Source organism: Thermomonas sp. (genome assembly GCF_029945965.1).
Taxonomy (GTDB): Bacteria; Pseudomonadota; Gammaproteobacteria; order Xanthomonadales; family Xanthomonadaceae; genus Thermomonas.
On the sequence record NZ_JAQSDO010000015.1, the window covers coordinates 1,164,394 to 1,184,009 of the forward strand.

A 19,616-nucleotide genomic window follows, 5' to 3' on the forward strand; every position below is an offset into this window, starting at 1 on the left:
CTCAGCCGCCGACCAGAAACATCTCGACATGCCGGCGCGACGCCCCTGCTTCGCTGCCTGCTCCAATACGCCGCGTCTCGCTGTAGCGATCGGCGCGCTGTTCCCACAAACCCTCCACATAGCTTGCCAGCGCATTTTCGCCCTGTGCCAGCAAGGGCCGCAGCGCATGCCCGGCTCCGGCAAACAGGCAGGTATAGAGCTGGCCATCTGCGGAGACGCGCGCACGGTGGCAGTCCCCACAGAACGGTGCGCTGACCGAACTGACAAAGCCCACTTCACCGGCGCCATCCACAAAGGCATGGCGCGATGCGACTTCGCCGCGGTAATTGGGATCAAGTGGCTGCAGCGGCCAGCGCGCATGGATGCGGTCGCGGACTTCGATCGACGGCACCACACGTTCCCGCGACCAGCCATTGCAGGTACCGACATCCATGTACTCGATGAAGCGCAGGACGTGGCCGTGTTCGCGTGCGTACGCGGCAAGGTCGACGATGCCATCGTCATTGACGCCACGTTGCAGCACGCAGTTCAGCTTGATTGGTGTGAAGCCTGCAGCCTTGGCGGCAGCAATCCCGGCGAGCACGCTGGCAAGCTCTCCACGACCGCCTGACAGCTCACGGAACAACACAGGATCCAGCGTGTCCAGGCTCACCGTGATCCGGCGCAGACCGGCATCGCGCAAGCTTTGCGCATGGGCCGCCAGCAGGCTGCCATTGGTCGTCAGTGCAAGATCCTCGAGACCATCGATCACCGCTAACCGCCGCACCAGCTCGGGCAGGCGCTTGCGTAACAGCGGTTCTCCGCCGGTCAGGCGCAGCTTGCGCACGCCAAGCTGGACGAAGCCACGGACCAGGGTTTCGATCTCATCGAACGACAACCGCGATGCGGCATCCAGCCCATAATCGTCGCCGATCTGGTCGGCCGGCATGCAATACGGGCAACGGAAATTGCAGGCTTCGATCACCGACAGGCGCAGGTCGCGCAGCGGGCGTCCAAGCAGGTCACGCGGGAGTACTGCGGTCATTCCGGTACCACGCCGAGCGGCGTCCGTAACGCAACCACCTCGCCCGGCATGCCGACCCGCCAGCCACGCGCGCGCAGGGCTTCGCCGTCCGCAATGCTTTCGTAGTGGTAGAGCAGGCAACGCTGCAGCAGCACGTCTGGATATTCACGCTCGAGATCGTCGATGCCGCTATGCGAGGGATTACCGCGCAATGCGCAGTCGTGCGCGATCAGCTCATCGGCATCGGCATGCTTGGCCAGCATTTCCGGGATCGGACGGGTATCGCCGGTCCACACCAGGCTGCCATGCAGGCGCAGGCCGAACGCGGTGTCCGGCCAGTGGTGGCGCACCGGGAAGACCTCCAGGCGGATGCCGTCGTGCCAGAAATGATCGCCAACGGGAATGATCCGGAACGCATCCCAGAAATTGACCCCACCCTCGGCAAGTGCATTCGGATAGCTGGCCACCCGCTGCTGCAGCAAGGGCATCAGGCCGACTGGCACATACAGCCGCACCTCGCCGCGACGCGCTTCGTCGAACCAACTATTGACGAACAGCCGCTCGAAACCGGCAATGTGGTCCAGGTGCGCATGGGTCATAAACAGCGCCATCGGACTGTCGCCGTAGGCCTTGTGGTAGGCGGTCAATCCTTCGCCACCGCAATCAATGGTCAGCCACGGCGCGCCATCACGCTCGATGGTCGCCATCGCCGAACCCAACTCCACCGCAGAAGCGTTGCCGACGCCGAGCAGGCGTAGCGTCCATGCACTCATCAGTAGCCCCGTTGCCATGTGGCCTCATAAGCGGCGCGCAGTTGTGCGAAGCCTGCATCCACCTGCTCGACGCTGCGATCCCCACGCTGCTTGCGCAAGGAGCGCTGCAGGCGCTGCAGGTTGGCTTCACGCCAGGGCGTGGCCGGGATACGCAATTGCGAGCGGTCGAAATCGATCATCCAGCCATGGCCTTCGTCATCGAACAGCAGGTTGTGCGCGTTGAGGTCAGCATGGTCCAGGCCGGCGCGGTGGAAACGCGCGACCAATAGCCCGGCGGCCTCCCAAGGCGCCTGATCCTGCGCAGCCAGCACGGCCAACGGCTGTACGCCGGGAAGCCGCTGCAGCAGGATCGCGGCACGATACTGCAGGCCTTCGCGGCGATACCAGGCCGCGAATGGCATCGGCACCGGTAGCTTCTTCTCGCGCAACACCCGCATCAGGCGGAACTCGGCGAAACTGCGCACGCGGTTGACGCCGCGCCAGAGGTGGCCATCACGGCTCAGGCTGGCAGCCATGCCGCCGCGCAGGTAGTGGCGAAGGAACGCATCACCCTCGCCGGTCTGGATGAACCAGGCACCGCCGCGCCCGCCTTCTTCCACCGGCTGGGCGGCATCACCCCAGTGTGCGGGCGAGAACCAGTCGGGTTCGGGTTGCCTGATCTGGCTGCGGTCGAACAGAATCGCCCCATAGCCGCGGGAATCGCGGAAAGGCGTCAGGTGTTCGTTGGCGTCGAAACCGCTCATGACCCGAGTTTAACAAGCACATGCCCAACCCCAACCAGCCGCGATCAATCTGCCTGCTGCGCCTGTCGGCACTCGGCGATGTCACCCATGTGTTGCCGCTGCTGCATACCCTGCGCACGGCCTGGCCGGAGATTGAGATCAGCTGGGTGATCGGCAAGGGCGAGCACCGCCTGCTGGATGGCCTGCCTGGCGTGCGCTTCATCGAGTTCGACAAGAAGGCCGGGCTGGCTGGCATGCGCGGCGTGCGCCGGCAATGCGGACAGCGCTTCGATGCGTTGTTGCAGTTGCAGGTCTCGGCGCGCGCCAACCTGCTGTCTGCCTTTATCCCGGCCCGGCGCAGGATCGGTTACGACCGCTCGCGGTCCAAGGATGGCCATGGCCTGTTCATCAACGAGCGCATCGCCGACCGTCCCGGCATCCATGTGCTGGACGTGATCGGCAGTTTCTGTGAGCCGCTCGGCCTGGTCCGCGGGGAGGTCGTCTGGAACCTGCCGGTACCTGACGACGCGCACGCATGGGCACGGGCGCAATGGCCGGATGACGACATCCGTACGCTGATGATCTCGCCCTGTTCGAGTCATGCCTTGCGCAACTGGCGCCCGCAACGGCATGCCGCATTGGCCGACCATGCCATCGCGCAAGGTTGGCGGTTGGTGCTGTGCGGCGGCCGCAGCGAGCTGGAGCGCAACACCGGCGATGCGATCCTCGCGGCTATGCGCACGCCTGGAGATGACGCGCGCGTGCTCGACCTGATCGGCAAGGACACCCTCAAGCAGCTTCCCGCGCTGCTGGCCCGCGCCGACCTGCTGGTGTCCCCGGACTCCGGCCCGATGCATATCGCCAACGCGATGGGCACCAAGGTGCTGGGCCTGCATGCGGCCAGCAACCCGAAACGCAGCGGTCCGTATTCGGACCTGCGCTATTGCGTGGACCGCTACGACGATGCCGCGCGCAAGTACCGCGGCAAACCGGCATCGGAACTCAAGTGGGGCAGCAAGATCGAAGCCGATGGCGTGATGGACCTGGTCACGCTCAAGGATGCGATCGCCGCGTTCGAGCGGTATCGCAGCGACATCGGCTGACGCTTACGCGCCCTGCCTGTTGCCATAATCCTGATACGACTTCTCCTCGACATAAGCCGAGCCCAGCGCGAGGTTGATGTCCTTCTTGATCCGGGCGCGCACGTCGTTCTCGAAATAGACGTTGCGTGCCAACTGGATGAAGCCGTCATCGAAGGCCTGCGCCTTTTCCTTGATCCGGATGTCGTCCTCGATCACCCATAGCCGTTCATTGACCGCCTTGAGCTGCACGCGTAGTTCGGCGATGTCGCCACCAGCGGCGGAATGCGCCATCCAGACCTGCTCCAGCGCGTTCAGTTCGTTGCGCACATTGGCCAGCTTGGCCGGGTCGGACATACGCTCGGACTTGATCTGCAGGATCGAGATCTTGTCCAACAGTTCGCCGAACGAGACGGGGACGAGGATTTCGGACATGGCGGGCGCGTTTTTTCTGGGGCGACCAGTGTAGCGCCTTGCCCGGCGGACACCCGGCCCGTATCATTCGCAGCCCGCTGCACCTGAAATTTCCGGAGAGGTGGCAGAGCGGTTGAATGTACCTGACTCGAAATCAGGCGTAGGTGTGAGCCTACCGGGGGTTCGAATCCCCCCCTCTCCGCCAGACAAGAACAACGCCCCTTGTGGGCGTTTTTCTTGTCTGATGGAAAGGCGGCGGAAGAGAACTCCCTGCGGGGTTCGACTGATTCGTCTGGAACGAATCAGGACAGCCGCAGGCTGCCCGAAGGGCGCGGCACAGGATGTGCCGCGTCTATCCCCCCACACCCCGTACCCGAACGCATCCTGTAGTGATCCACTCAACCTTCGCGCCCTCTCCACCCGCCAAAACCCATTCTGACCCGAACGCGTCCGGTTCCCCCGCACGATTGCGTTAGCCCCTTCAAACCCCGGACGAAATACGCCCGCATGATCGAATTCGGACACCTCAGCCATGTCGGCCTGCGCCGGGAATTGAATGAGGACACCTATTACGGCGACAGCGAACTCGGCCTTTGGCTGGTCGCCGACGGCATGGGTGGACACGAGTTCGGTGAAGTGGCCAGTGCGCTGGCGCGGGAAGCAATCGTGCGCGAGGTCCGCGCCGGCACGCCGCTTGCCGAAGCCATTCGCAGCGCCGACGTGGAAATCATCCGCTGCTCCAAGCGCCGCGGCGACAGCCTGCCGATGGGCACGACGGTCGTGGCCGCGCGCGTCGACGGCAACCGTTTCGAAGTCGCCTGGGTAGGCGACAGCCGGGTCTACCTGTGGCGCGACGGCCAGCTTACCCAGATCTCGCAGGATCACAGCTACGTGCAGGAACTGATCGCCACCGGTGCGATCACCCCCGACCAGGCCCGCAGCCACCCGCATCGCAACGTGGTGACCCAAGCGCTGGGCGTCACCGATCCGAAACAGCTGAACGTGGAAACCCTGACTGGCGAACTGCGCCCCGGCATGCAACTACTGCTGTGCAGCGATGGCCTGACCGAGGAAGTCGACGACAGCAGCATCGCCCGGGTGCTCGCCCACCAGGAATGCAGCGCGCAGGAATGCGTGGACGGACTGGTTGCCGCTGCGCTGGACGGCGGCGGTTCGGACAACGTGACCGTGGTGCTGGTCCGCCGCCACTGAGGCGAAAAACTCCAGGCACGCCTCCGGCCTCACCTCAGGCAGCAGACTCCAGCTGCAGCCACAGGCAGTGCCCGGCCTTGGCCTGCAGGCCCTGCAAGCGGGCATCATGGGCTGTCGTTTCCTCGTCATCGACCCGCACGCGCGGGCGCGCAGCGGCATCCGGGCTGGTCGCAGGCAGGGTCCGTTGCGCAACCGCCACGGGTTCGCTGGCAAAACCAATCTCTTCCTGTCCTGAGGTCAGTGCCAGGTAGGCCTCGGTCAGCAGTTGCGCGTCGAGCAGCGCACCATGCAGCTGCCGATGCGAGTTGTCCACGCCTAGTCGCTTGCACAACGCATCCAGTGAATTGCGCTGGCCGGGAAAGCGCTGGCGCGCCAGCAGCAGGGAGTCCTCGATGCCGCAACGGTCCTGGATACGGCCGTGTCCAGCGGCAAGCCGGGTCAATTCGGCATTCAGGAAACCGACGTCGAACGCGGCGTTGTGGATGACCAGTTCGGCGCCTTCGATGAAGGCCAGGAACTCATCGACGATTTCGGCGAAGCGTGGCTTGTCAGCCAAAAACTCCACGGTCAGGCCTGTCACTTCCTGCGCGCCCTGCTCGAACTCGCGATCCGGGTTGAGGTAGCACTGGAAGCTGCGGCCGGTCGGGCGCCGTTCCAGAAGCTCGATACAGCCGATTTCGACCAAGCGATTGCCTTTTTCCCAGCTCAGGCCGGTGGTTTCGGTATCCAGGACGACCTGTCTCACGATGCCTGTCTCACGCGTTTTACCTCACGATTTCGCCTCATGCGCCACCCAACTCCTTGATCCTGATCGCCTCATTGCGCGCCAACACATCCACCCGCTCGTTTTCCGGGTGACCGGAATGACCCTTGACCCAACGCCAGTCCACCACGTGGCGACCGGCTGCGGCATGCAGCCGCTCCCACAGGTCGCGGTTCTTGACCGCATCGCCGCCCGAGGTCTTCCAACCGCGCCGTACCCAGTTTGCCATCCACTGGGTAATGCCTTGGCGGACGTATTGCGAATCGGTGGTCAGGATCACGTCGCAGGGCTCGCGTAGCGCTTCCAGCGCGCCGATCGCCGCCATCAGCTCCATCCGGTTGTTGGTAGTGTCGGCCTCGCCACCAGCCACTTCACGCTCGATCTCGCGCCAGCGCAGCAACGCGCCCCAGCCTCCGGGGCCCGGATTGCCCAGGCATGCCCCATCGGTATGCACCTCGACCTGCTTGCGTGCCGCCGTCATGCGGCGGGCAATCCGGGCTGCAGGCGCAGTCTGCGCGTGGCGCGCATGGGCGTCAGCGGAATCCGGCGCTTCTCCGCACGCAACAGGAAGGCTGCACGCAGACCTGCGCCATCCTGCAAGTGATCGTTGATCGACATCGCCCAAATCGGGCCTATCCCTTGCGACACCGGATCCGGCGACAAACCCGCGGCGCGCAACCGGCGGCGCCAGGTGAAAGGTTCTGCGGCGCGTGGTCCCTGCCCGCGCCAACGCAATCGATAAGGTGCCAACGGGTTCAGGGCCAACAGCCACAAGCCTCCGCCCGGCACCAGCACCCGCGCGCACTCGGCCAGTAGAACGGCAGGATCCGCACTGATGTCAGCCAGGTGCTGCACAACCACGATGCCACAGGATTCACTGGCCAGTGGCAGCACTGCGCCGCAGCGGATATCCCCGGAAAAACCATTGCCCGCGGCATGCAGGCGCAATCCCGGAAGCTCCAGGCAATCGCTATCGCCCAGGTCGATCACTCCTGGCTGCAGCCACAGGCCGGGTTGGCCAGGTCGTTCGCGGGCCGCAGCGCGCAGCAATTCGGCTTCGCTGGCAATCACCATTTGCCCTGCCGGCCCGGCAAACCACGTCGCCGCGGCGGCAGGAGCTGGTTGACGGCGAAAGACAGGCATGGGCATGGTTCGATTTTGCGGGAAAGCCCGCGCCGCGTCACGGACGGACTTCGATGCGACTGCAGCCAGTACCCGCGTTCAATGACAATTACATCTGGTTGCTAGTCGACCATGCCGGCGAAGGAAGTGCCCCCGAAGGCGCGTCGCGTGCGCTGATCGTCGACCCTGGTGATGCCGCACCCGTGCTGGATGTATTGCGCGACGGTCCAGCGCCACACGGCATCCTGCTCACCCACCACCATGACGACCACATCGGGGGCGTAGCCGAACTGCTGCGCCACTGGCCGCAACTCCCGGTGATCGCGCCGCACGATGCTCGAATCGCCACCGCAACCCGACGCGTGGCGGATGGCGAGCGCATCGACATCGGCCCATGGCATTTCGACATCATTGAAATTCCCGGGCATACCTCCAGCCATATCGCATTCCATGGGCGGACCCTTGAGGGGATGGGGCTGCTGTTCTGCGGCGATACCCTGTTCAGCCTGGGCTGCGGTCGCTTGTTCGAAGGCACACCGACGCAAATGCTGGATTCCCTGCGACGGCTATCTGCCCTGCCCGTTGGAACAATGGTCTGTTGCGGACACGAATACACCGTGGCCAATGCCGCTTTCGCACTGACAGTGGATCCAGCCAATGCGGCCCTGCGTGAGCGCGCCGCTCAGGCAATGACAGCACGCGACGCAGGCCTACCCACCTTGCCCGTGACGCTGGCGTCGGAGCGCGACTGCAACCCGTTCCTGCGCATCGACACGCCGGCCGTACTCGCTGCGCTGGAACATCACCTGCAACGCGCGCTGGTGGACGATGTCGATGCGTTCGCGGAACTACGTCGATGGAAGGACGGCTTCAGCGGATGAGGGGCAGGCGCTGCCTGTGCCTGCTCCTGCTGGTGTTCGCCGGCACGACATTGGCCGCCTCGGCGCCGCCCACCCGCAATGGCGGCGAACTCATGCGCGAGTTCGAACAGGGCCTGACCGAACCCGGCTGCACCGACGCCAGCCCACGCTGGCGCAGGCATTACGCGCAGTCTGCGAAAGACATGGCGGTCGAGGATGAAGTCGCGCTGACATTGTTCGCCTATGTGCTGGATGAAGTGCGCAATGCCGGACTTCCCAGCGAACTGGCGTTGATCCCGTTCGTCGAAACCCGTTTCCACCCGAATGTACGCAGTGCCAGCGGCCCGGCCGGGCTGTGGCAGTTCACCACATCGACCGCACGCCGCAACGGGGTCGGCGTGCAGGCAGGTCGCGACGGACGGATGTCGGTAGTCAGCTCAACCCGTGCTGCGGTGAAACACCTGGGCCGCCTTCAACGCAGGTTCGGACACCAGTGGCGGCAGACGGCGATGGCCTACAACGCCGGCGAAGGCGCACTGAAGGCATCGCGACGCAGGCACGCACGCCGCCTGTCCGGGATCACCCGCAGCTATCCAGTGAAACTGCATGCGATCGCATGCCTGTTCATCGAGCAGGGCAATGATGACCGTTGGCAGCAAGCCATCGAACGCCCGCTGCCGCGCCTGGCGCCACGCACGCTGCCCATCGGCACCCGCGACCTGCGCCGCTGGGCACGCGCGCAGGGATTCGACCCGGACCTGGTCGCCGCACTCAATCCCGGCTGGCACAGCGGCAGCCGTGACATCCTCGCCCCCGTGGCGGGTCATGCCGCCGCTGGCCCACGCGGCCATCGCAAGGCAAACTAGAGCATTCGCTCGAGGCGCCAAGGCGCCATACGTCCGCTGCACATCCATCAGGAGAGACCATGGGATTCCTTCAGGGCAAGCGCGCGCTGGTCACCGGTATTGCAAGCCAGCGTTCGATCGCAAGCGGTATTGCAGATGCCATGCACCGGCAAGGCGCGGAACTGGCATTGACCTACCAGAACGACAAACTCAAATCGCGGGTTGAAGCCGCTGCCGCCGGATATGGCAGCACTATAGTTTTACCGCTGGACGTGGCCGACGATGGCCAGATCGATGCCTGCTTCAGCGAACTTGGCAAGCACTGGGACGGCTTCGACATCCTCATCCATTGCATCGCATTCGCGCCACGCGAAGCGATCGAAGGCGACTTCCTGGATGGCATCACCCGTGAGAACTACCACATCGCGCACGACATCAGCGCCTACTCGCTGGCCGCGCTCGGCAAAGCGGCGCGGCCGATGATGAAGGGCCGCAACGGTTCGATCCTGACCCTGAGCTACCTGGGTGCCGAACGCGCGCTGGCCAACTACAACACCATGGGCGTGGCCAAGGCCAGCCTGGAAGCCACCGTGCGCTATATGGCGATGGCGCTTGGGCCAGAAGGCACGCGCGTGAATGCGATCTCGGCCGGCCCGATCCGCACCCTGGCGGCCAGCGGCGTGGCCAACTTCCGCAAGATGCTTAGCCAGTTCGAGGCGACCGCGCCGCTGCGCCGGGTAGTGACCATCGAGGATGTCGGAAACGCCGCTGCATTCCTGTGCTCGGACCTGGCCGCCGGCATCACCGGCGAAATCACGTACGTCGACGCCGGCTACAACATCATGGGCATGAGCGGCATCGACTGACGCATTGATGCCTGCGCCAATGAAAACGCCCGATCATGACCGGGCGTTTTTTATCAGGATGGACGACCCATTACAGGCGGTCTTCGGCCACCTTGATCTCGTACTTCGCCCGCGACGCCCGCACATAGGCCTTCTGGGCGCCGATGCCGGCAATCTTCGCCAACTGCGTGCGCAGTTGGTCGCGTTCCTGTGGAGTCGCCTTGGTCAGATCGCCATCGTGAACCGCGCGGATCGCATAGACCATGTACTGGCCGCCGATCTCGACCTTGCCGACCGGGATCAGGTTGCCGCGTGGACCTGGGGTATCGAAGAACGCATCGACTGCGCGCCGCGATGGGATCGCACTAGCGCGCGAAAGTGCATCCATTTCCGCCATGGCCAGCTTCGCGCTGTCCGCCGCCTTGGCCAGGGTGTTGGCCTTGGCCGCCTTCACCAGTGCATCGGCAGCCGCTTCGGCAGTCTTGCGCTGGCGATCCAGGTGAATGGCCACGACCACCGCTGCGGACACTTCGGCCAGCGGGCGCGGGCGTTCCGGATTGTGCTCGATCACCCGGATCATGACGCTGTGGTTGGGGCCAAGCTCGATCGGATCGCTGGCGGTGCCGTCCTGGATCAGCGTGTCAGTGAATGCCGCAAGCAAGACTTTCTGGTTCGCCGCTAGACCCGGGCCACCGGTCCGCGAGAACGCAGGCGTGGTCTTCACTTCCAGGTCCAGGGCCTTTGCAGCCGGCTCCAGCGAGCTCGGGCTCTTGTAGACCTGGTCCACTAGTTTCCCGCTCAGATCGTTATAGGCGCGCTCGCGTTCGGACTCCTGCAATTCGGTTTCGAGTTGTGCGCGGACCTCCTCGAACGAACGTTGGGTACCGGTGTGGATTTCGCCGACCTTGATGATGTGCCAGCCGAAATTGCTCTTGACCGGACCGCGGATTTCACCCGACTTCATCGCGAACGCGGCGTCCTCGAACGGCCCCGGCAAACCGCCCTTGGTCATCAGGCCCAAATCGCCACCCTTGTCCTTGGAACCGGCATCGTCACTGTTGGCCTTGGCCAGTGCGGCAAAATCCGCACCTGGCGCACGCGCTTCAGCCGCAAGCTTGTTGGCACGCGCCTCGGCAGCCTTCTTGTCCGCAGCGCTGGCGTCGGCAGCGACTTGTACCAGAATGTGCGAGACCTGCCGCTGTTCGGAGGCGGAGAATTTCGTCGCTTCCTCCTGGTAGCGTTTGTGCAACGCCGCCTCGTCCACCACCGGTGGCGGCAAGCTGGCACCGTCCACTTCAACGTACTCAAGGCGCACAGTCTCGGGCTGTCGATAGCCATCGACATGCGATTTGTACCAGCCCTGGATCTGCGCTGGGGTCACCGTTGCGGAATCCGCGGGCGTGGCAGGCAGCATCACGAAACTGACGTCGCGCTGTTCGCCGAGCAGACGCATGATGCGGTCGACGTCGGCATTGGTGACGAAAGCCGATTGCGCCAACCGGCTCGGGATCAGGCCATACTGCAGGTTGTCGCGGATCCGATCCTCGAAATCTCGCGGAGTCTGCGGCGGGCTCTGCGATGCCAGCAACAACTGGTAGCGATTGGCATCGAACTTGCCGTCGACCTGGAAATCCGGCACGTCCTGGATCGCCTTGCGCACTTCACCGTCGCTGACCACGATGCCATCCTGCTCGGCAGCCATGCGCATGACCTGCTCGTCTATCATGTCGTCAAGCACCTTGCGCTTGTTGTCGACCGATTCGAACGTCTTGGCATCGAACTTGTCGCCCTGTTCCTCGCGCGCACGCATGCGTGCCTGCTCGAAGCGCTGGCGGAATTCTGCATTGTCGATGTCGTGAGTCCGCCAAAAGTAGCTCACCGGCCACGCCTGCGGCGCCGACTGCCACCACGAAGGCGGTTGCACGATGCGCGCCGCATAGGTATCCACCCGTTGCGACATGTAGGACTCCATGCCGAAGAAGGCGAATGGGACGATCAGCAATCCAAGGATTACCGTGGCGATCCAGCCTGAGGTTTTGTCGCGGAGTTTCTGCAGCATGGGCAATGGTGTGTTCGTGAGGCGTAGCCGCTTAGTTTAGCGCGCCTCGTGCAAAGTCGCCCGTCGATTTCGCGTCAACCAATGATCGACAAAAAAAGAAGGCGCCGTTTCCGGCGCCTTCTTCAACTCATAAGTGGCGGAGTGGACGGGACTCGAACCCGCGACCTCCGGCGTGACAGGCCAGCATTCTAACCAACTGAACTACCACTCCGCTGAGACGAATATGATAACCAGCGACCTGAATTCGCGCAAGACCTGATTGGTGGGTGCTGAGGGGATCGAACCCCCGACCCGCTCCGTGTAAAGGAGCCGCTCTACCGCTGAGCTAAGCACCCGGTCGACGCAATTATCGCTAAATATTAGTGTGGATGCCCATAAACGAGAAGCCCGGCCATTGGCCGGGCTTCTCGGGTCAATCAGGTACGGATCAGTTGACCGCGTCCTTGAGCGCCTTGCCGGCCTTGAATGCCGGGTTCTTCGACGCCTTGATCTTGATCGCCTCGCCGGTGCGCGGGTTGCGACCGGTACGCGCACCACGCTTGCGTACCGAGAAGGTACCGAAGCCCACCAGGGTCACGGTGTCACCCTTTTTCAGGGCCTTGGTGATCGCGGCGACCATCGCATCGAGGGCGCGACCTGCGTCTGCCTTGGTCAGCTCGGCGTGATCGGCGATGGCATCGACAAATTCGGCTTTGTTCATGTGTTTGATGACTCCCTAGTACGGAATAGACGCGGAATATTCGTTGACCGGTGCTGCGACGCTCCCCTGCCACGGTACCGGTTGGCTGCCACGGCGCACATCGTGCGTTCGCCGCGGTTGCCTATTGTTATACCAGCAGGATTTTCTCCATGCAACACGGAAAACCAATGCTGGTGCGGCTTTCAGGTACTTGCCGACGAGTGGCCCGGCGCCAATGGCCAATCAATGGACTAATGCTTGACATCCGGACGCAAGCCTCCACCCGACTTCACCAGTGGTGGCTGCTCCATTTCACCCACTGGCATGCGGCCCGGCAATGGCCGCTCCAGCGCCAGATCCAGGACCTCGTCGATCCATTTGACCGGCACGATCTTCATCTGGCGGGTCACCGCAGCAGGAATGTCCACCAGGTCCTTGCGGTTCTCATCCGGGATGATCACGGTCTTGATGCCGCCACGCATCGCCGCAAGCAGTTTCTCCTTGAGCCCGCCAATCGCGGTGATCTTGCCGCGCAATGTGATCTCGCCGGTCATCGCCACATCGGAGCGCACCGGGATCTTGGTCAGCGACGACACCAGCGCAGTAGTGATCGCAGCGCCGGCGCTGGGACCATCCTTGGGCGTGGCCCCATCGGGGACGTGAACATGCACATCGTATTTCTGCAGGAAATCAAGGTCGATGCCCAGTCGCTCGGTGCGCGCGCGCACCACCGACAACGCAGCGGATGCCGACTCCTTCATCACGTCGCCGAGCTGGCCGGTGAGGATGAGCTGGCCCTTGCCAGGCACCAGGGTGGATTCGATCTGCAACAAGTCGCCACCAGCCTCGGTCCACGCCAGGCCGGTCACCAAGCCGATCTCATTGTCTACCTCGACACGACCGAAATCGTAGCGCTGCACGCCCAGGTATTTATCGAGGTTCTTGGAAGTCACCGTCAATGTCTTGCCGGGCTTTGCCTTGGGCCCGGCAAGCGCGATGTCCTTGACCACCTTGCGCGCGATCTTGGCGATTTCACGCTCAAGGTTGCGCACGCCGGATTCGCGCGTGTAGTAGCGGACGATATCGGTGATCGCGCTTTCGGCGAGCTTCAATTCACCTTCGCGCAGGCCATTGGCCTTGAACTGCTTCGGCACCAGGTAGCGCATCGCGATATTGAGTTTCTCGTCCTCGGTGTAGCCGGGGATGCGGATCACTTCCATGCGGTCCAACAGCGGGCCGGGGATGTTGAGCGAATTGGAGGTTGCGACGAACATCACCTCGGACAGATCCAGGTCAACTTCCAGGTAATGGTCGTTGAAGATGTGGTTCTGCTCAGGATCAAGCACTTCAAGCAAAGCGGATGACGGATCGCCACGGAAATCCATCGACATCTTGTCGATTTCGTCGAGCATGAACAGCGGATTGCGGGTGCCGGCCTTGTTGAGGTTCTGCACGATCCTGCCCGGCATCGAACCCACGTAGGTGCGCCGATGCCCGCGGATCTCGGCCTCGTCGCGCACGCCACCAAGCGCCATGCGCACGAACTTGCGGTTGGTCGCTTTTGCAATGCTTTGTCCAAGCGAGGTCTTGCCGACGCCGGGCGGCCCGACCAGGCACAGGATCGCGCCCTTCATCTGTTTCACGCGGGTCTGCACTGCAAGGTATTCAAGGATGCGTTCCTTTACCTTCTCAAGCCCGTAGTGATCGGCGTCAAGCGTGTCCTGGGCAGCCTTGAGGTCCTTGCGGACCTTGCTGCGCTTCTTCCACGGCACGCCCAGCAACCAGTCGAGGTAGTTGCGTACCACACCGGCTTCGGCCGACATCGGCGACATCTGCTTGAGCTTGCCGAACTCGGCCTTGGCCTTGGCCGCAACGGGTTTTGGCATGCCGGCACTTGCAATCCTCTTGGCGAGTTCCTCAAGGTCATTCGGCGCATCCTCCAGTTCACCGAGTTCCTTCTGGATCGCCTTCATCTGTTCGTTGAGGTAGTACTCGCGCTGGCTCTTCTCCATCTGCGACTTGACCCGACCGCGAATGCGCTTCTCCATCTGCTGCACGTCGATCTCGCCGTCGACAAGGCCGACCAGCAGTTCCAGCCGATCGGCGGTATCCAGCGTCTCCAGCAATTTCTGCTTGTCGGACAAGCGCACGCCCAGGTGCGCGGCGATCGTGTCAGCCAGGCGCGAAGGATCATCGATGCCGGACAAAGTCTGCAGCAACTCCGGCGGAAGCTTGCGATTGGTCTTGATGTACTGCTCGAACATCGACATCAGCGAACGCGCGATGGCATCGATTTCACGTGCTTCGCGGCTGTCGGCGGAATCCACCAATGTGCTCGCTCCAGACAATGCACCATCGACTTCCACCACCTCGTCCACGCGGACACGGGTCAGGCCCTCGACCAGCACCTTGATCGTGCCATCCGGCAATTTCAGCAATTGCAGGACCTGCGCCAAGGTGCCGATGCCGTGCAGGTCGGCCGCGCCGGGGTCATCGGTCTCGGCGGATTTCTGCGCCACCAGCAGGATCCGTTTGTCGCCTTCCATCGCGATGTCGAGCGCCTTGATCGACTTGTCGCGGCCGACGAACAACGGGATCACCATGTGCGGGAACACCACCACGTCGCGCAATGGCAATACGGGCAGCGCGACGGAATCGTGTTCGATTGCAGGGGTCGTGGTCATGCAGGCTCCGGGAGGATGCAGGCCGGCGCCAGATGCGCCCGCCTCAGCCATGTTTATGGGGGTGGCGGCTCCGGGATGCAAGCGGAAAAGTCGGGCGGGGCTGCAATGAAAAGGCCGCCTTGCGGCGGCCTTTTCATTCATGAATCACCGCAACTCAGTCCGCGGATGCCGCTTTCGGTAGCGTCGCGGCAATGGCTGGCGCTGCAGATGGCGCAGCCACCAGCTCCTTGTCCTGGTCTTTCTCGAACGCAGTGTTCTTGTAGATCAGGTATGGCTCGGATTTGTGCTCGATTACCGATTCGTCGACCACCACCTTGCTGACGTTCTCCAGCGAAGGCAGGTCGTACATGGTATCCAGCAGGACGGACTCGACAATCGTGCGCAGGCCGCGCGCGCCGGTCTTGCGCTTGAGCGCGCGCTTGGCGATGGCCACCAGCGCGTCCGGGCGAATTTCGAGCTCCACGCCCTCCATGTCGAACAGTTTGCGGAACTGCTTGGTGATCGCGTTCTTGGGCTCGGTGAGGATCTGGATCAACGCCGCCTCGTCCAGCTCCTCCAGCGTCGCCACGACCGGCAGGCGGCCGACGAATTCAGGGATCAAGCCGTATTTGATCAGGTCTTCAGGCTCGACCTGAGCAAGGACATCGCCAATATTGGCCTTGCGTTCGACGCTCCTGACCTTGGCACCAAAGCCAATCCCGCCGGATTCGTTGCTGCGCTGCTGGATCACCTTGTCCAGGCCAGCGAACGCGCCACCGACGATGAACAGGATATTGCGGGTATCGACCTGCAGGAATTCCTGCTGCGGATGCTTGCGTCCGCCCTGCGGCGGCACGCTGGCCACGGTGCCTTCGATCAGCTTGAGCAGCGCTTGCTGCACGCCTTCGCCGGAGACATCGCGAGTGATCGACGGGTTCTCGGACTTGCGCGAAATCTTGTCGATCTCGTCGATGTAGACGATGCCCTGCTGCGCCTTGTCGACATCGTAGTCGCACTTCTGCAGCAGCTTCTGGATGATGTTCTCGACGTCCTCGCCAACATAACCGGCTTCTGTCAGTGTGGTCGCATCAGCCATGGTGAACGGCACGTTGAGCATCCGCGCCAGCGTTTCCGCGAGCAGGGTCTTGCCCGAGCCGGTAGGGCCGACCAACAGGATGTTGGACTTCGATAGCTCCACATCGTCCGACTTCTGCCGGCTCTCGATGCGCTTGTAGTGATTGTAGACCGCCACTGCGAGGGTCTTCTTGGCCCGTGCCTGGCCGATCACGTACTGGTCGAGGACTTCCAGGATCTCGCGCGGCTTGGGCAGCGCACTACGCGTGGACTGGGCCTTCTCTTCCAGTTCCTCGCGGATGATGTCATTGCACAGCTCCACGCATTCATCGCAGATGAACACGCTGGGCCCTGCGATCAGCTTGCGCACCTCGTGCTGGCTCTTTCCGCAGAAGGAGCAGTAGAGGATCTTGGTGCTGTCGCCGGTGCTGCGTCCCTGACGGTCTTCGCTCATTCGCCACTCACTGTCCGCGCTGTGCGGATTCGGCCCGAGGATACCATACGCTCCCGTTGGGCCAAGCGGGGGCTGGAACTGATTGAAACCGCATGGGGACGCGGTTTCAGTGGAGTCAAATGATCCTTGAAATCACCTATCCGGCCCCCGCGCGCAGCGCTTCGGGCGTTCGCACGGGTGCGCGCCATTAGCGCGCAAGCACCCGCGCTTACCCAGCCTGGATCGAATCGTCCGGACGGCGCACAAGTACCTCGTCGACCAGCCCGTATTCACGGGCTGCCTCGGCACTCTTGAAGTTGTCGCGTTCGGTGTCGCGGGCAATCACGTCCAGCGGCTGGCCGGTATGGTTGGACATTATTTCGTTGAGTCGTTGGCGCAGCGCGAGGATCTCGCGGGCCTGGATCTCGATATCGGTGGCCTGTCCCTGCGAACCACCGGACGGCTGGTGGATCATCACCCGCGCATTCGGCAGCGCATAACGCTTGCCCTTGGCACCGGCCGCAAGCAACAACGCACCCATGCTGCATGCCTGGCCGACGCAAATCGTGCTCACGTCCGGCTTGATGTACTGCATGGTGTCGTAGATCGCCATGCCGGCAGTGACCACGCCGCCGGGCGAATTGATGTAAAGGCTGATGTCCTTCTCGGGATTTTCGGCCTCAAGGAACAATAGCTGTGCAACGATCACGTTGGCGACGTGATCATCAACACCACCCACCAAAAAGATCACCCGCTCCTTCAGCAGGCGCGAATAAATGTCATACGCGCGCTCGCCGCGACTGGTCTGTTCGACCACCATTGGCACGAGGTTGAGAGCTTTGGTCAGGTGATCCATGGTTACTCGCTGGTAGGACTTCGATGCTTCAGATGGAAACGTACCGATAGAACCTTACTGCCCGATCGCTTCCTGGAAGCTCAACGGCTGCTGGGTGTGCTGGGCGCGCTCGGCGATCCAGTCGATCACCTGCTCTTCCATCACCCGCGACTGCAGGCCCTGCATTAGCTGGGGGTCGTTGCGGTACAAATCAATGACCTGCTGCGGCTGCTCATAGGTCGACGCGATCAGCTGCATGGTCTCGGTCAGGCGCGACTGCTCCAGGCGAAGTTCGTTGCGGCGCGCGACTTCACCCACCAGCAAGGCGACCAGCACACGCTTGCGCGCGGCTTCCATGAAGTCTTCATGGCCGGCTTCAACGTGCTGGCCCTGGCGACGGGCCTGCTCGGTGGCATTGGCGTGCAGGCCACGCGCCTCGTTTTCGACCAGGCGCGGCGGCAGCTCGACATCCTTGTAGGCCTCGACCAGTTGCTCGCCGACTTCGCGGCGCAGGCGGTTCATCAACGCCCCTTTCAGCTCGCGTGCGAGGTTGCTGCGGATTTCAGTGCGGAACTGTTCGACATCGCCACTCTTCACGCCGAAGCTGCGGATGAACGCAGCATCGATTTCGGGCAGGATCTGTTCGGCCACATCGACCAGCTTGAACGTCGAGGTGACGGTCTTGCCGGCGAATTGCGGCACGTGCCAGTCGGCAGGCAGGGTCACATCGACGGTCTTTTCTTCATCCGGCTGCATGCCGACGATGGCCTTCTCGACCTCCTCGTACATGCCGCCACTGCCCAGCACGGTACTGGCCTTCTCCGCGCCTTCGGCAGGCATGCGCGCGCCTTCGACCACGCTGAAGGTTTCTATATTCACCATGTCGCCAGCCTTGGCGGCGCGCGTCACCTTGCTCCAGCTGCCGCGTTGCTGCTGCAGGTTGACCAGCATGCGGTCGATGTCGGCGTCCGCCACGTCCGAGGTATGCCGTACGACCTCCAGCTTGGCCATGTCCAGCTCGCCGAACTCCGGCACCAACTCGACGGTGGCCACGTATTTCAGCTCACCCTCATCGGCTTCGTCGGCCTCGTTGATCTGCGGCGCACCGGCAATGCGCATTTCGTTTTCACGCACTGCCTGGTCCATTCCTTCCCGCAGCAGGCCATCAAGAATCTCGGCGCGAACCTGGCTGCCGAAGCGCTGCTCGATCACCTTGGTCGGCACCTTGCCGGGACGGAAACCATTGAGGCGAGAGGTGCTTGCGATTTTGCGCAGGCGCTCACCCACTTGGCTGTCCACGTCCGCGGCTGGCAGGCTGAGGATGACGCGACGCTCGAGGTTACCGACGGATTCGACCGAAACTTGCATGATGCGATGACTCCTGGGTGGGTTCGCCTGGAACCCGGTTGCACGTGATGGGTGGCGTTGCGCGAACGGAACGATTGGATACGGCTGCGCGTAACGCGATAGTTTGGCGGATGACGGCGCTGCTGTCATCTTTTCTGGCTCCACGCGTTGACAGTCTGGCCGCATGGCCGGACAATGCCCGGCCTTTCGCCATGCTGGCGCGTCGCGAAAGCCTGCAATTGCAAGTCGTGTTGTCGGTTGTATCGGCGGGGTATAGCGCAGTCTGGTAGCGCGCCTGCTTTGGGAGCAGGATGTCGGGGGTTCGAATCCCTCTACCCCGACCATTCGTGGTTACATCTCGAATGGCTCACTTCGATGCGACAATCCGGTCCGGGCGCCCGTAGCTCAACCGGATAGAGCACCGGCCTTCTAAGCCGGCGGTTGCAGGTTCGATTCCTGCCGGGCGCGCCAATGCGACGGGAACAACTTTGGTGGGTGTAGCTCAGTTGGTTAGAGCACCGGATTGTGATTCCGGGGGTCGTGGGTTCAAATCCCATCATCCACCCCAAATTTGCTGCAACAAGTTTGTTACAATTTTGTACATCGGGCCGTTAGCTCAGTTGGTAGAGCAGTTGACTCTTAATCAATAGGTCGAAGGTTCGAATCCTTCACGGCCCACCAAACCCGAGACGCCCGGCCACAAGCCGGGCGTTTTCTTTTGTCGATGCTGTCCATCAAACCAAGGTTCGCCCGCTGCGCGGGTCCGGCCACGCGCAGCGCGCGTGGCGTTCGAACGGACGCGAACCGGTGGTTCGCAAGCCGTCCGTTCTCACCCTTCACGGCCCACCAAACCCGAGACGCCCGGCCACAAGCCGGGCGTTTTCTTTT

Annotated in this window: 18 protein-coding genes and 7 tRNA genes; 10 read left to right on the forward strand and 15 right to left on the reverse strand. The window is 62.9% G+C overall.

What is annotated here, in order from left to right; translation table 11 throughout:
• Window position 1 precedes the first annotated feature (1 nt).
• The 3 genes from moaA to PSV05_RS11670 are packed head-to-tail and all read right to left on the reverse strand — an operon-like array spanning window position 2 to window position 2,519.
• On the reverse strand, window positions 2-1,024 hold the full coding sequence (moaA, locus tag PSV05_RS11660; protein WP_300065273.1) for a GTP 3',8-cyclase MoaA: 1,023 nt from the start codon (window positions 1,022-1,024) through the stop codon (window positions 2-4).
• On the reverse strand, window positions 1,021-1,776 hold the full coding sequence (locus tag PSV05_RS11665) for an MBL fold metallo-hydrolase (RefSeq protein WP_300065504.1): 756 nt from the start codon (window positions 1,774-1,776) through the stop codon (window positions 1,021-1,023). The genes moaA and PSV05_RS11665 overlap by 4 nt, the downstream gene beginning before the upstream one ends.
• Entirely contained in the window at window positions 1,776-2,519 is a 744-nt protein-coding gene (locus PSV05_RS11670) for a 3-deoxy-D-manno-octulosonic acid kinase (RefSeq protein WP_300065275.1), read from the reverse strand. Before PSV05_RS11670 ends, PSV05_RS11665 begins: the two co-directional genes overlap by 1 nt.
• Before the next feature lie 20 nt (window positions 2,520-2,539).
• On the opposite strand from PSV05_RS11670, the gene PSV05_RS11675 reads away from it, so the two are divergent.
• Window positions 2,540-3,601, forward strand: a complete 1,062-nt coding sequence (locus tag PSV05_RS11675; protein ID WP_300065277.1) for a glycosyltransferase family 9 protein — start codon at window positions 2,540-2,542, stop codon at window positions 3,599-3,601.
• A 3-nt stretch (window positions 3,602-3,604) separates the two neighbouring features.
• On the opposite strand, the gene PSV05_RS11680 is transcribed toward PSV05_RS11675, so the two are convergent.
• On the reverse strand, window positions 3,605-4,012 hold the full coding sequence (locus PSV05_RS11680) for a DUF6165 family protein (RefSeq protein WP_300065279.1): 408 nt from the start codon (window positions 4,010-4,012) through the stop codon (window positions 3,605-3,607).
• A 94-nt stretch (window positions 4,013-4,106) separates the two neighbouring features.
• Here PSV05_RS11680 and PSV05_RS11685 point away from each other — a divergent pair.
• Window positions 4,107-4,196: transfer RNA gene (locus PSV05_RS11685), tRNA-Ser, on the forward strand.
• A gap of 302 nt (window positions 4,197-4,498) precedes the next feature.
• On the forward strand, window positions 4,499-5,203 hold the full coding sequence (locus PSV05_RS11690; protein ID WP_300065281.1) for a PP2C family serine/threonine-protein phosphatase: 705 nt from the start codon (window positions 4,499-4,501) through the stop codon (window positions 5,201-5,203).
• A 34-nt stretch (window positions 5,204-5,237) separates the two neighbouring features.
• Here the strand turns inward: PSV05_RS11690 and dnaQ are convergent, their stop codons facing one another.
• Genes dnaQ through PSV05_RS11705 form a run of 3 tightly spaced genes read right to left on the reverse strand, consistent with a single transcriptional unit; the run spans window position 5,238 to window position 7,115 of the window.
• Window positions 5,238-5,948 (reverse strand): DNA polymerase III subunit epsilon, encoded by a 711-nt coding sequence (dnaQ, locus tag PSV05_RS11695; RefSeq protein ID WP_300065283.1) that lies wholly within the window; start codon window positions 5,946-5,948, stop codon window positions 5,238-5,240.
• A gap of 37 nt (window positions 5,949-5,985) precedes the next feature.
• Window positions 5,986-6,447, reverse strand: coding sequence for a ribonuclease HI (gene rnhA, locus PSV05_RS11700; RefSeq protein ID WP_300065285.1), 462 nt, complete (start codon window positions 6,445-6,447; stop codon window positions 5,986-5,988).
• Entirely contained in the window at window positions 6,444-7,115 is a 672-nt protein-coding gene (locus PSV05_RS11705; protein ID WP_300065287.1) for a methyltransferase domain-containing protein, read from the reverse strand. Before PSV05_RS11705 ends, rnhA begins: the two co-directional genes overlap by 4 nt.
• Window positions 7,116-7,162: 47 nt before the next feature.
• On the opposite strand from PSV05_RS11705, the gene gloB reads away from it, so the two are divergent.
• Genes gloB through PSV05_RS11720 form a run of 3 tightly spaced genes read left to right on the forward strand, consistent with a single transcriptional unit; the run spans window position 7,163 to window position 9,659 of the window.
• Window positions 7,163-7,969: a hydroxyacylglutathione hydrolase gene (gene gloB, locus PSV05_RS11710; RefSeq protein WP_300065289.1), complete on the forward strand. Its 807-nt coding sequence runs from the start codon at window positions 7,163-7,165 to the stop codon at window positions 7,967-7,969.
• Entirely contained in the window at window positions 7,966-8,814 is an 849-nt protein-coding gene (locus PSV05_RS11715) for a transglycosylase SLT domain-containing protein (RefSeq protein WP_300065291.1), read from the forward strand. The genes gloB and PSV05_RS11715 overlap by 4 nt, the downstream gene beginning before the upstream one ends.
• A 59-nt stretch (window positions 8,815-8,873) precedes the next feature.
• Complete coding sequence (locus PSV05_RS11720) at window positions 8,874-9,659, forward strand: enoyl-ACP reductase (RefSeq protein WP_300065293.1); 786 nt, start codon at window positions 8,874-8,876, stop codon at window positions 9,657-9,659.
• A 70-nt stretch (window positions 9,660-9,729) separates the two neighbouring features.
• On the opposite strand, the gene PSV05_RS11725 is transcribed toward PSV05_RS11720, so the two are convergent.
• The 8 genes from PSV05_RS11725 to tig all read right to left on the reverse strand — a co-directional run bounded on the left by PSV05_RS11725 (window position 9,730) and on the right by tig (window position 18,749).
• A complete protein-coding gene (locus tag PSV05_RS11725) occupies window positions 9,730-11,697 on the reverse strand; it encodes a SurA N-terminal domain-containing protein (protein ID WP_300065295.1) in 1,968 nt (655 codons plus the stop codon).
• A 134-nt stretch (window positions 11,698-11,831) separates the two neighbouring features.
• Window positions 11,832-11,908: transfer RNA gene (locus PSV05_RS11730), tRNA-Asp, on the reverse strand.
• Window positions 11,909-11,957: 49 nt separating this feature from the next.
• A tRNA-Val gene (locus PSV05_RS11735) sits at window positions 11,958-12,032 on the reverse strand.
• 92 nt (window positions 12,033-12,124) lie between these two features.
• On the reverse strand, window positions 12,125-12,397 hold the full coding sequence (locus PSV05_RS11740) for an HU family DNA-binding protein (RefSeq protein ID WP_300065297.1): 273 nt from the start codon (window positions 12,395-12,397) through the stop codon (window positions 12,125-12,127).
• 230 nt (window positions 12,398-12,627) lie between these two features.
• Complete coding sequence (lon, locus tag PSV05_RS11745) at window positions 12,628-15,060, reverse strand: endopeptidase La (protein ID WP_300065299.1); 2,433 nt, start codon at window positions 15,058-15,060, stop codon at window positions 12,628-12,630.
• A 154-nt stretch (window positions 15,061-15,214) separates the two neighbouring features.
• Window positions 15,215-16,567: an ATP-dependent Clp protease ATP-binding subunit ClpX gene (clpX, locus tag PSV05_RS11750; protein ID WP_300065301.1), complete on the reverse strand. Its 1,353-nt coding sequence runs from the start codon at window positions 16,565-16,567 to the stop codon at window positions 15,215-15,217.
• Window positions 16,568-16,775: 208 nt separating this feature from the next.
• Window positions 16,776-17,402: an ATP-dependent Clp endopeptidase proteolytic subunit ClpP gene (gene clpP, locus PSV05_RS11755; RefSeq protein WP_300065303.1), complete on the reverse strand. Its 627-nt coding sequence runs from the start codon at window positions 17,400-17,402 to the stop codon at window positions 16,776-16,778.
• A gap of 54 nt (window positions 17,403-17,456) precedes the next feature.
• On the reverse strand, window positions 17,457-18,749 hold the full coding sequence (gene tig / locus PSV05_RS11760; protein WP_300065305.1) for a trigger factor: 1,293 nt from the start codon (window positions 18,747-18,749) through the stop codon (window positions 17,457-17,459).
• Window positions 18,750-18,995: 246 nt separating this feature from the next.
• Between tig and PSV05_RS11765 the strand changes: the two genes are divergently transcribed.
• The 4 genes from PSV05_RS11765 to PSV05_RS11780 all read left to right on the forward strand — a co-directional run bounded on the left by PSV05_RS11765 (window position 18,996) and on the right by PSV05_RS11780 (window position 19,409).
• Window positions 18,996-19,072: transfer RNA gene (locus PSV05_RS11765), tRNA-Pro, on the forward strand.
• Window positions 19,073-19,122: 50 nt separating this feature from the next.
• Window positions 19,123-19,199 (forward strand) — tRNA-Arg (locus tag PSV05_RS11770).
• 20 nt (window positions 19,200-19,219) lie between these two features.
• Window positions 19,220-19,296 (forward strand) — tRNA-His (locus PSV05_RS11775).
• Between the two features lie 37 nt (window positions 19,297-19,333).
• Window positions 19,334-19,409, forward strand: a tRNA-Lys gene (locus tag PSV05_RS11780).
• Window positions 19,410-19,616 lie beyond the last annotated feature (207 nt).

What these genes read in the sequence shown, in the direction of transcription:
- moaA (WP_300065273.1), bottom strand. Translation starts at nt 1,024, where the DNA reads ATGACCGCAGTACTCCCGCGTGACCTGCTTGGACGCCCGCTGCGCGAC.
- PSV05_RS11665 (WP_300065504.1), bottom strand. Translation starts at nt 1,776, where the DNA reads ATGAGTGCATGGACGCTACGCCTGCTCGGCGTCGGCAACGCTTCTGCG.
- PSV05_RS11670 (WP_300065275.1), bottom strand. Translation starts at nt 2,519, where the DNA reads ATGAGCGGTTTCGACGCCAACGAACACCTGACGCCTTTCCGCGATTCC.
- PSV05_RS11675 (WP_300065277.1), top strand. Translation starts at nt 2,540, where the DNA reads ATGCCCAACCCCAACCAGCCGCGATCAATCTGCCTGCTGCGCCTGTCG.
- PSV05_RS11680 (WP_300065279.1), bottom strand. Translation starts at nt 4,012, where the DNA reads ATGTCCGAAATCCTCGTCCCCGTCTCGTTCGGCGAACTGTTGGACAAG.
- PSV05_RS11690 (WP_300065281.1), top strand. Translation starts at nt 4,499, where the DNA reads ATGATCGAATTCGGACACCTCAGCCATGTCGGCCTGCGCCGGGAATTG.
- rnhA (WP_300065285.1), bottom strand. Translation starts at nt 6,447, where the DNA reads ATGACGGCGGCACGCAAGCAGGTCGAGGTGCATACCGATGGGGCATGC.
- PSV05_RS11705 (WP_300065287.1), bottom strand. Translation starts at nt 7,115, where the DNA reads ATGCCCATGCCTGTCTTTCGCCGTCAACCAGCTCCTGCCGCCGCGGCG.
- gloB (WP_300065289.1), top strand. Translation starts at nt 7,163, where the DNA reads ATGCGACTGCAGCCAGTACCCGCGTTCAATGACAATTACATCTGGTTG.
- PSV05_RS11715 (WP_300065291.1), top strand. Translation starts at nt 7,966, where the DNA reads ATGAGGGGCAGGCGCTGCCTGTGCCTGCTCCTGCTGGTGTTCGCCGGC.
- PSV05_RS11720 (WP_300065293.1), top strand. Translation starts at nt 8,874, where the DNA reads ATGGGATTCCTTCAGGGCAAGCGCGCGCTGGTCACCGGTATTGCAAGC.
- PSV05_RS11725 (WP_300065295.1), bottom strand. Translation starts at nt 11,697, where the DNA reads ATGCTGCAGAAACTCCGCGACAAAACCTCAGGCTGGATCGCCACGGTA.
- PSV05_RS11740 (WP_300065297.1), bottom strand. Translation starts at nt 12,397, where the DNA reads ATGAACAAAGCCGAATTTGTCGATGCCATCGCCGATCACGCCGAGCTG.
- lon (WP_300065299.1), bottom strand. Translation starts at nt 15,060, where the DNA reads ATGACCACGACCCCTGCAATCGAACACGATTCCGTCGCGCTGCCCGTA.
- clpX (WP_300065301.1), bottom strand. Translation starts at nt 16,567, where the DNA reads ATGAGCGAAGACCGTCAGGGACGCAGCACCGGCGACAGCACCAAGATC.
- clpP (WP_300065303.1), bottom strand. Translation starts at nt 17,402, where the DNA reads ATGGATCACCTGACCAAAGCTCTCAACCTCGTGCCAATGGTGGTCGAA.
- tig (WP_300065305.1), bottom strand. Translation starts at nt 18,749, where the DNA reads ATGCAAGTTTCGGTCGAATCCGTCGGTAACCTCGAGCGTCGCGTCATC.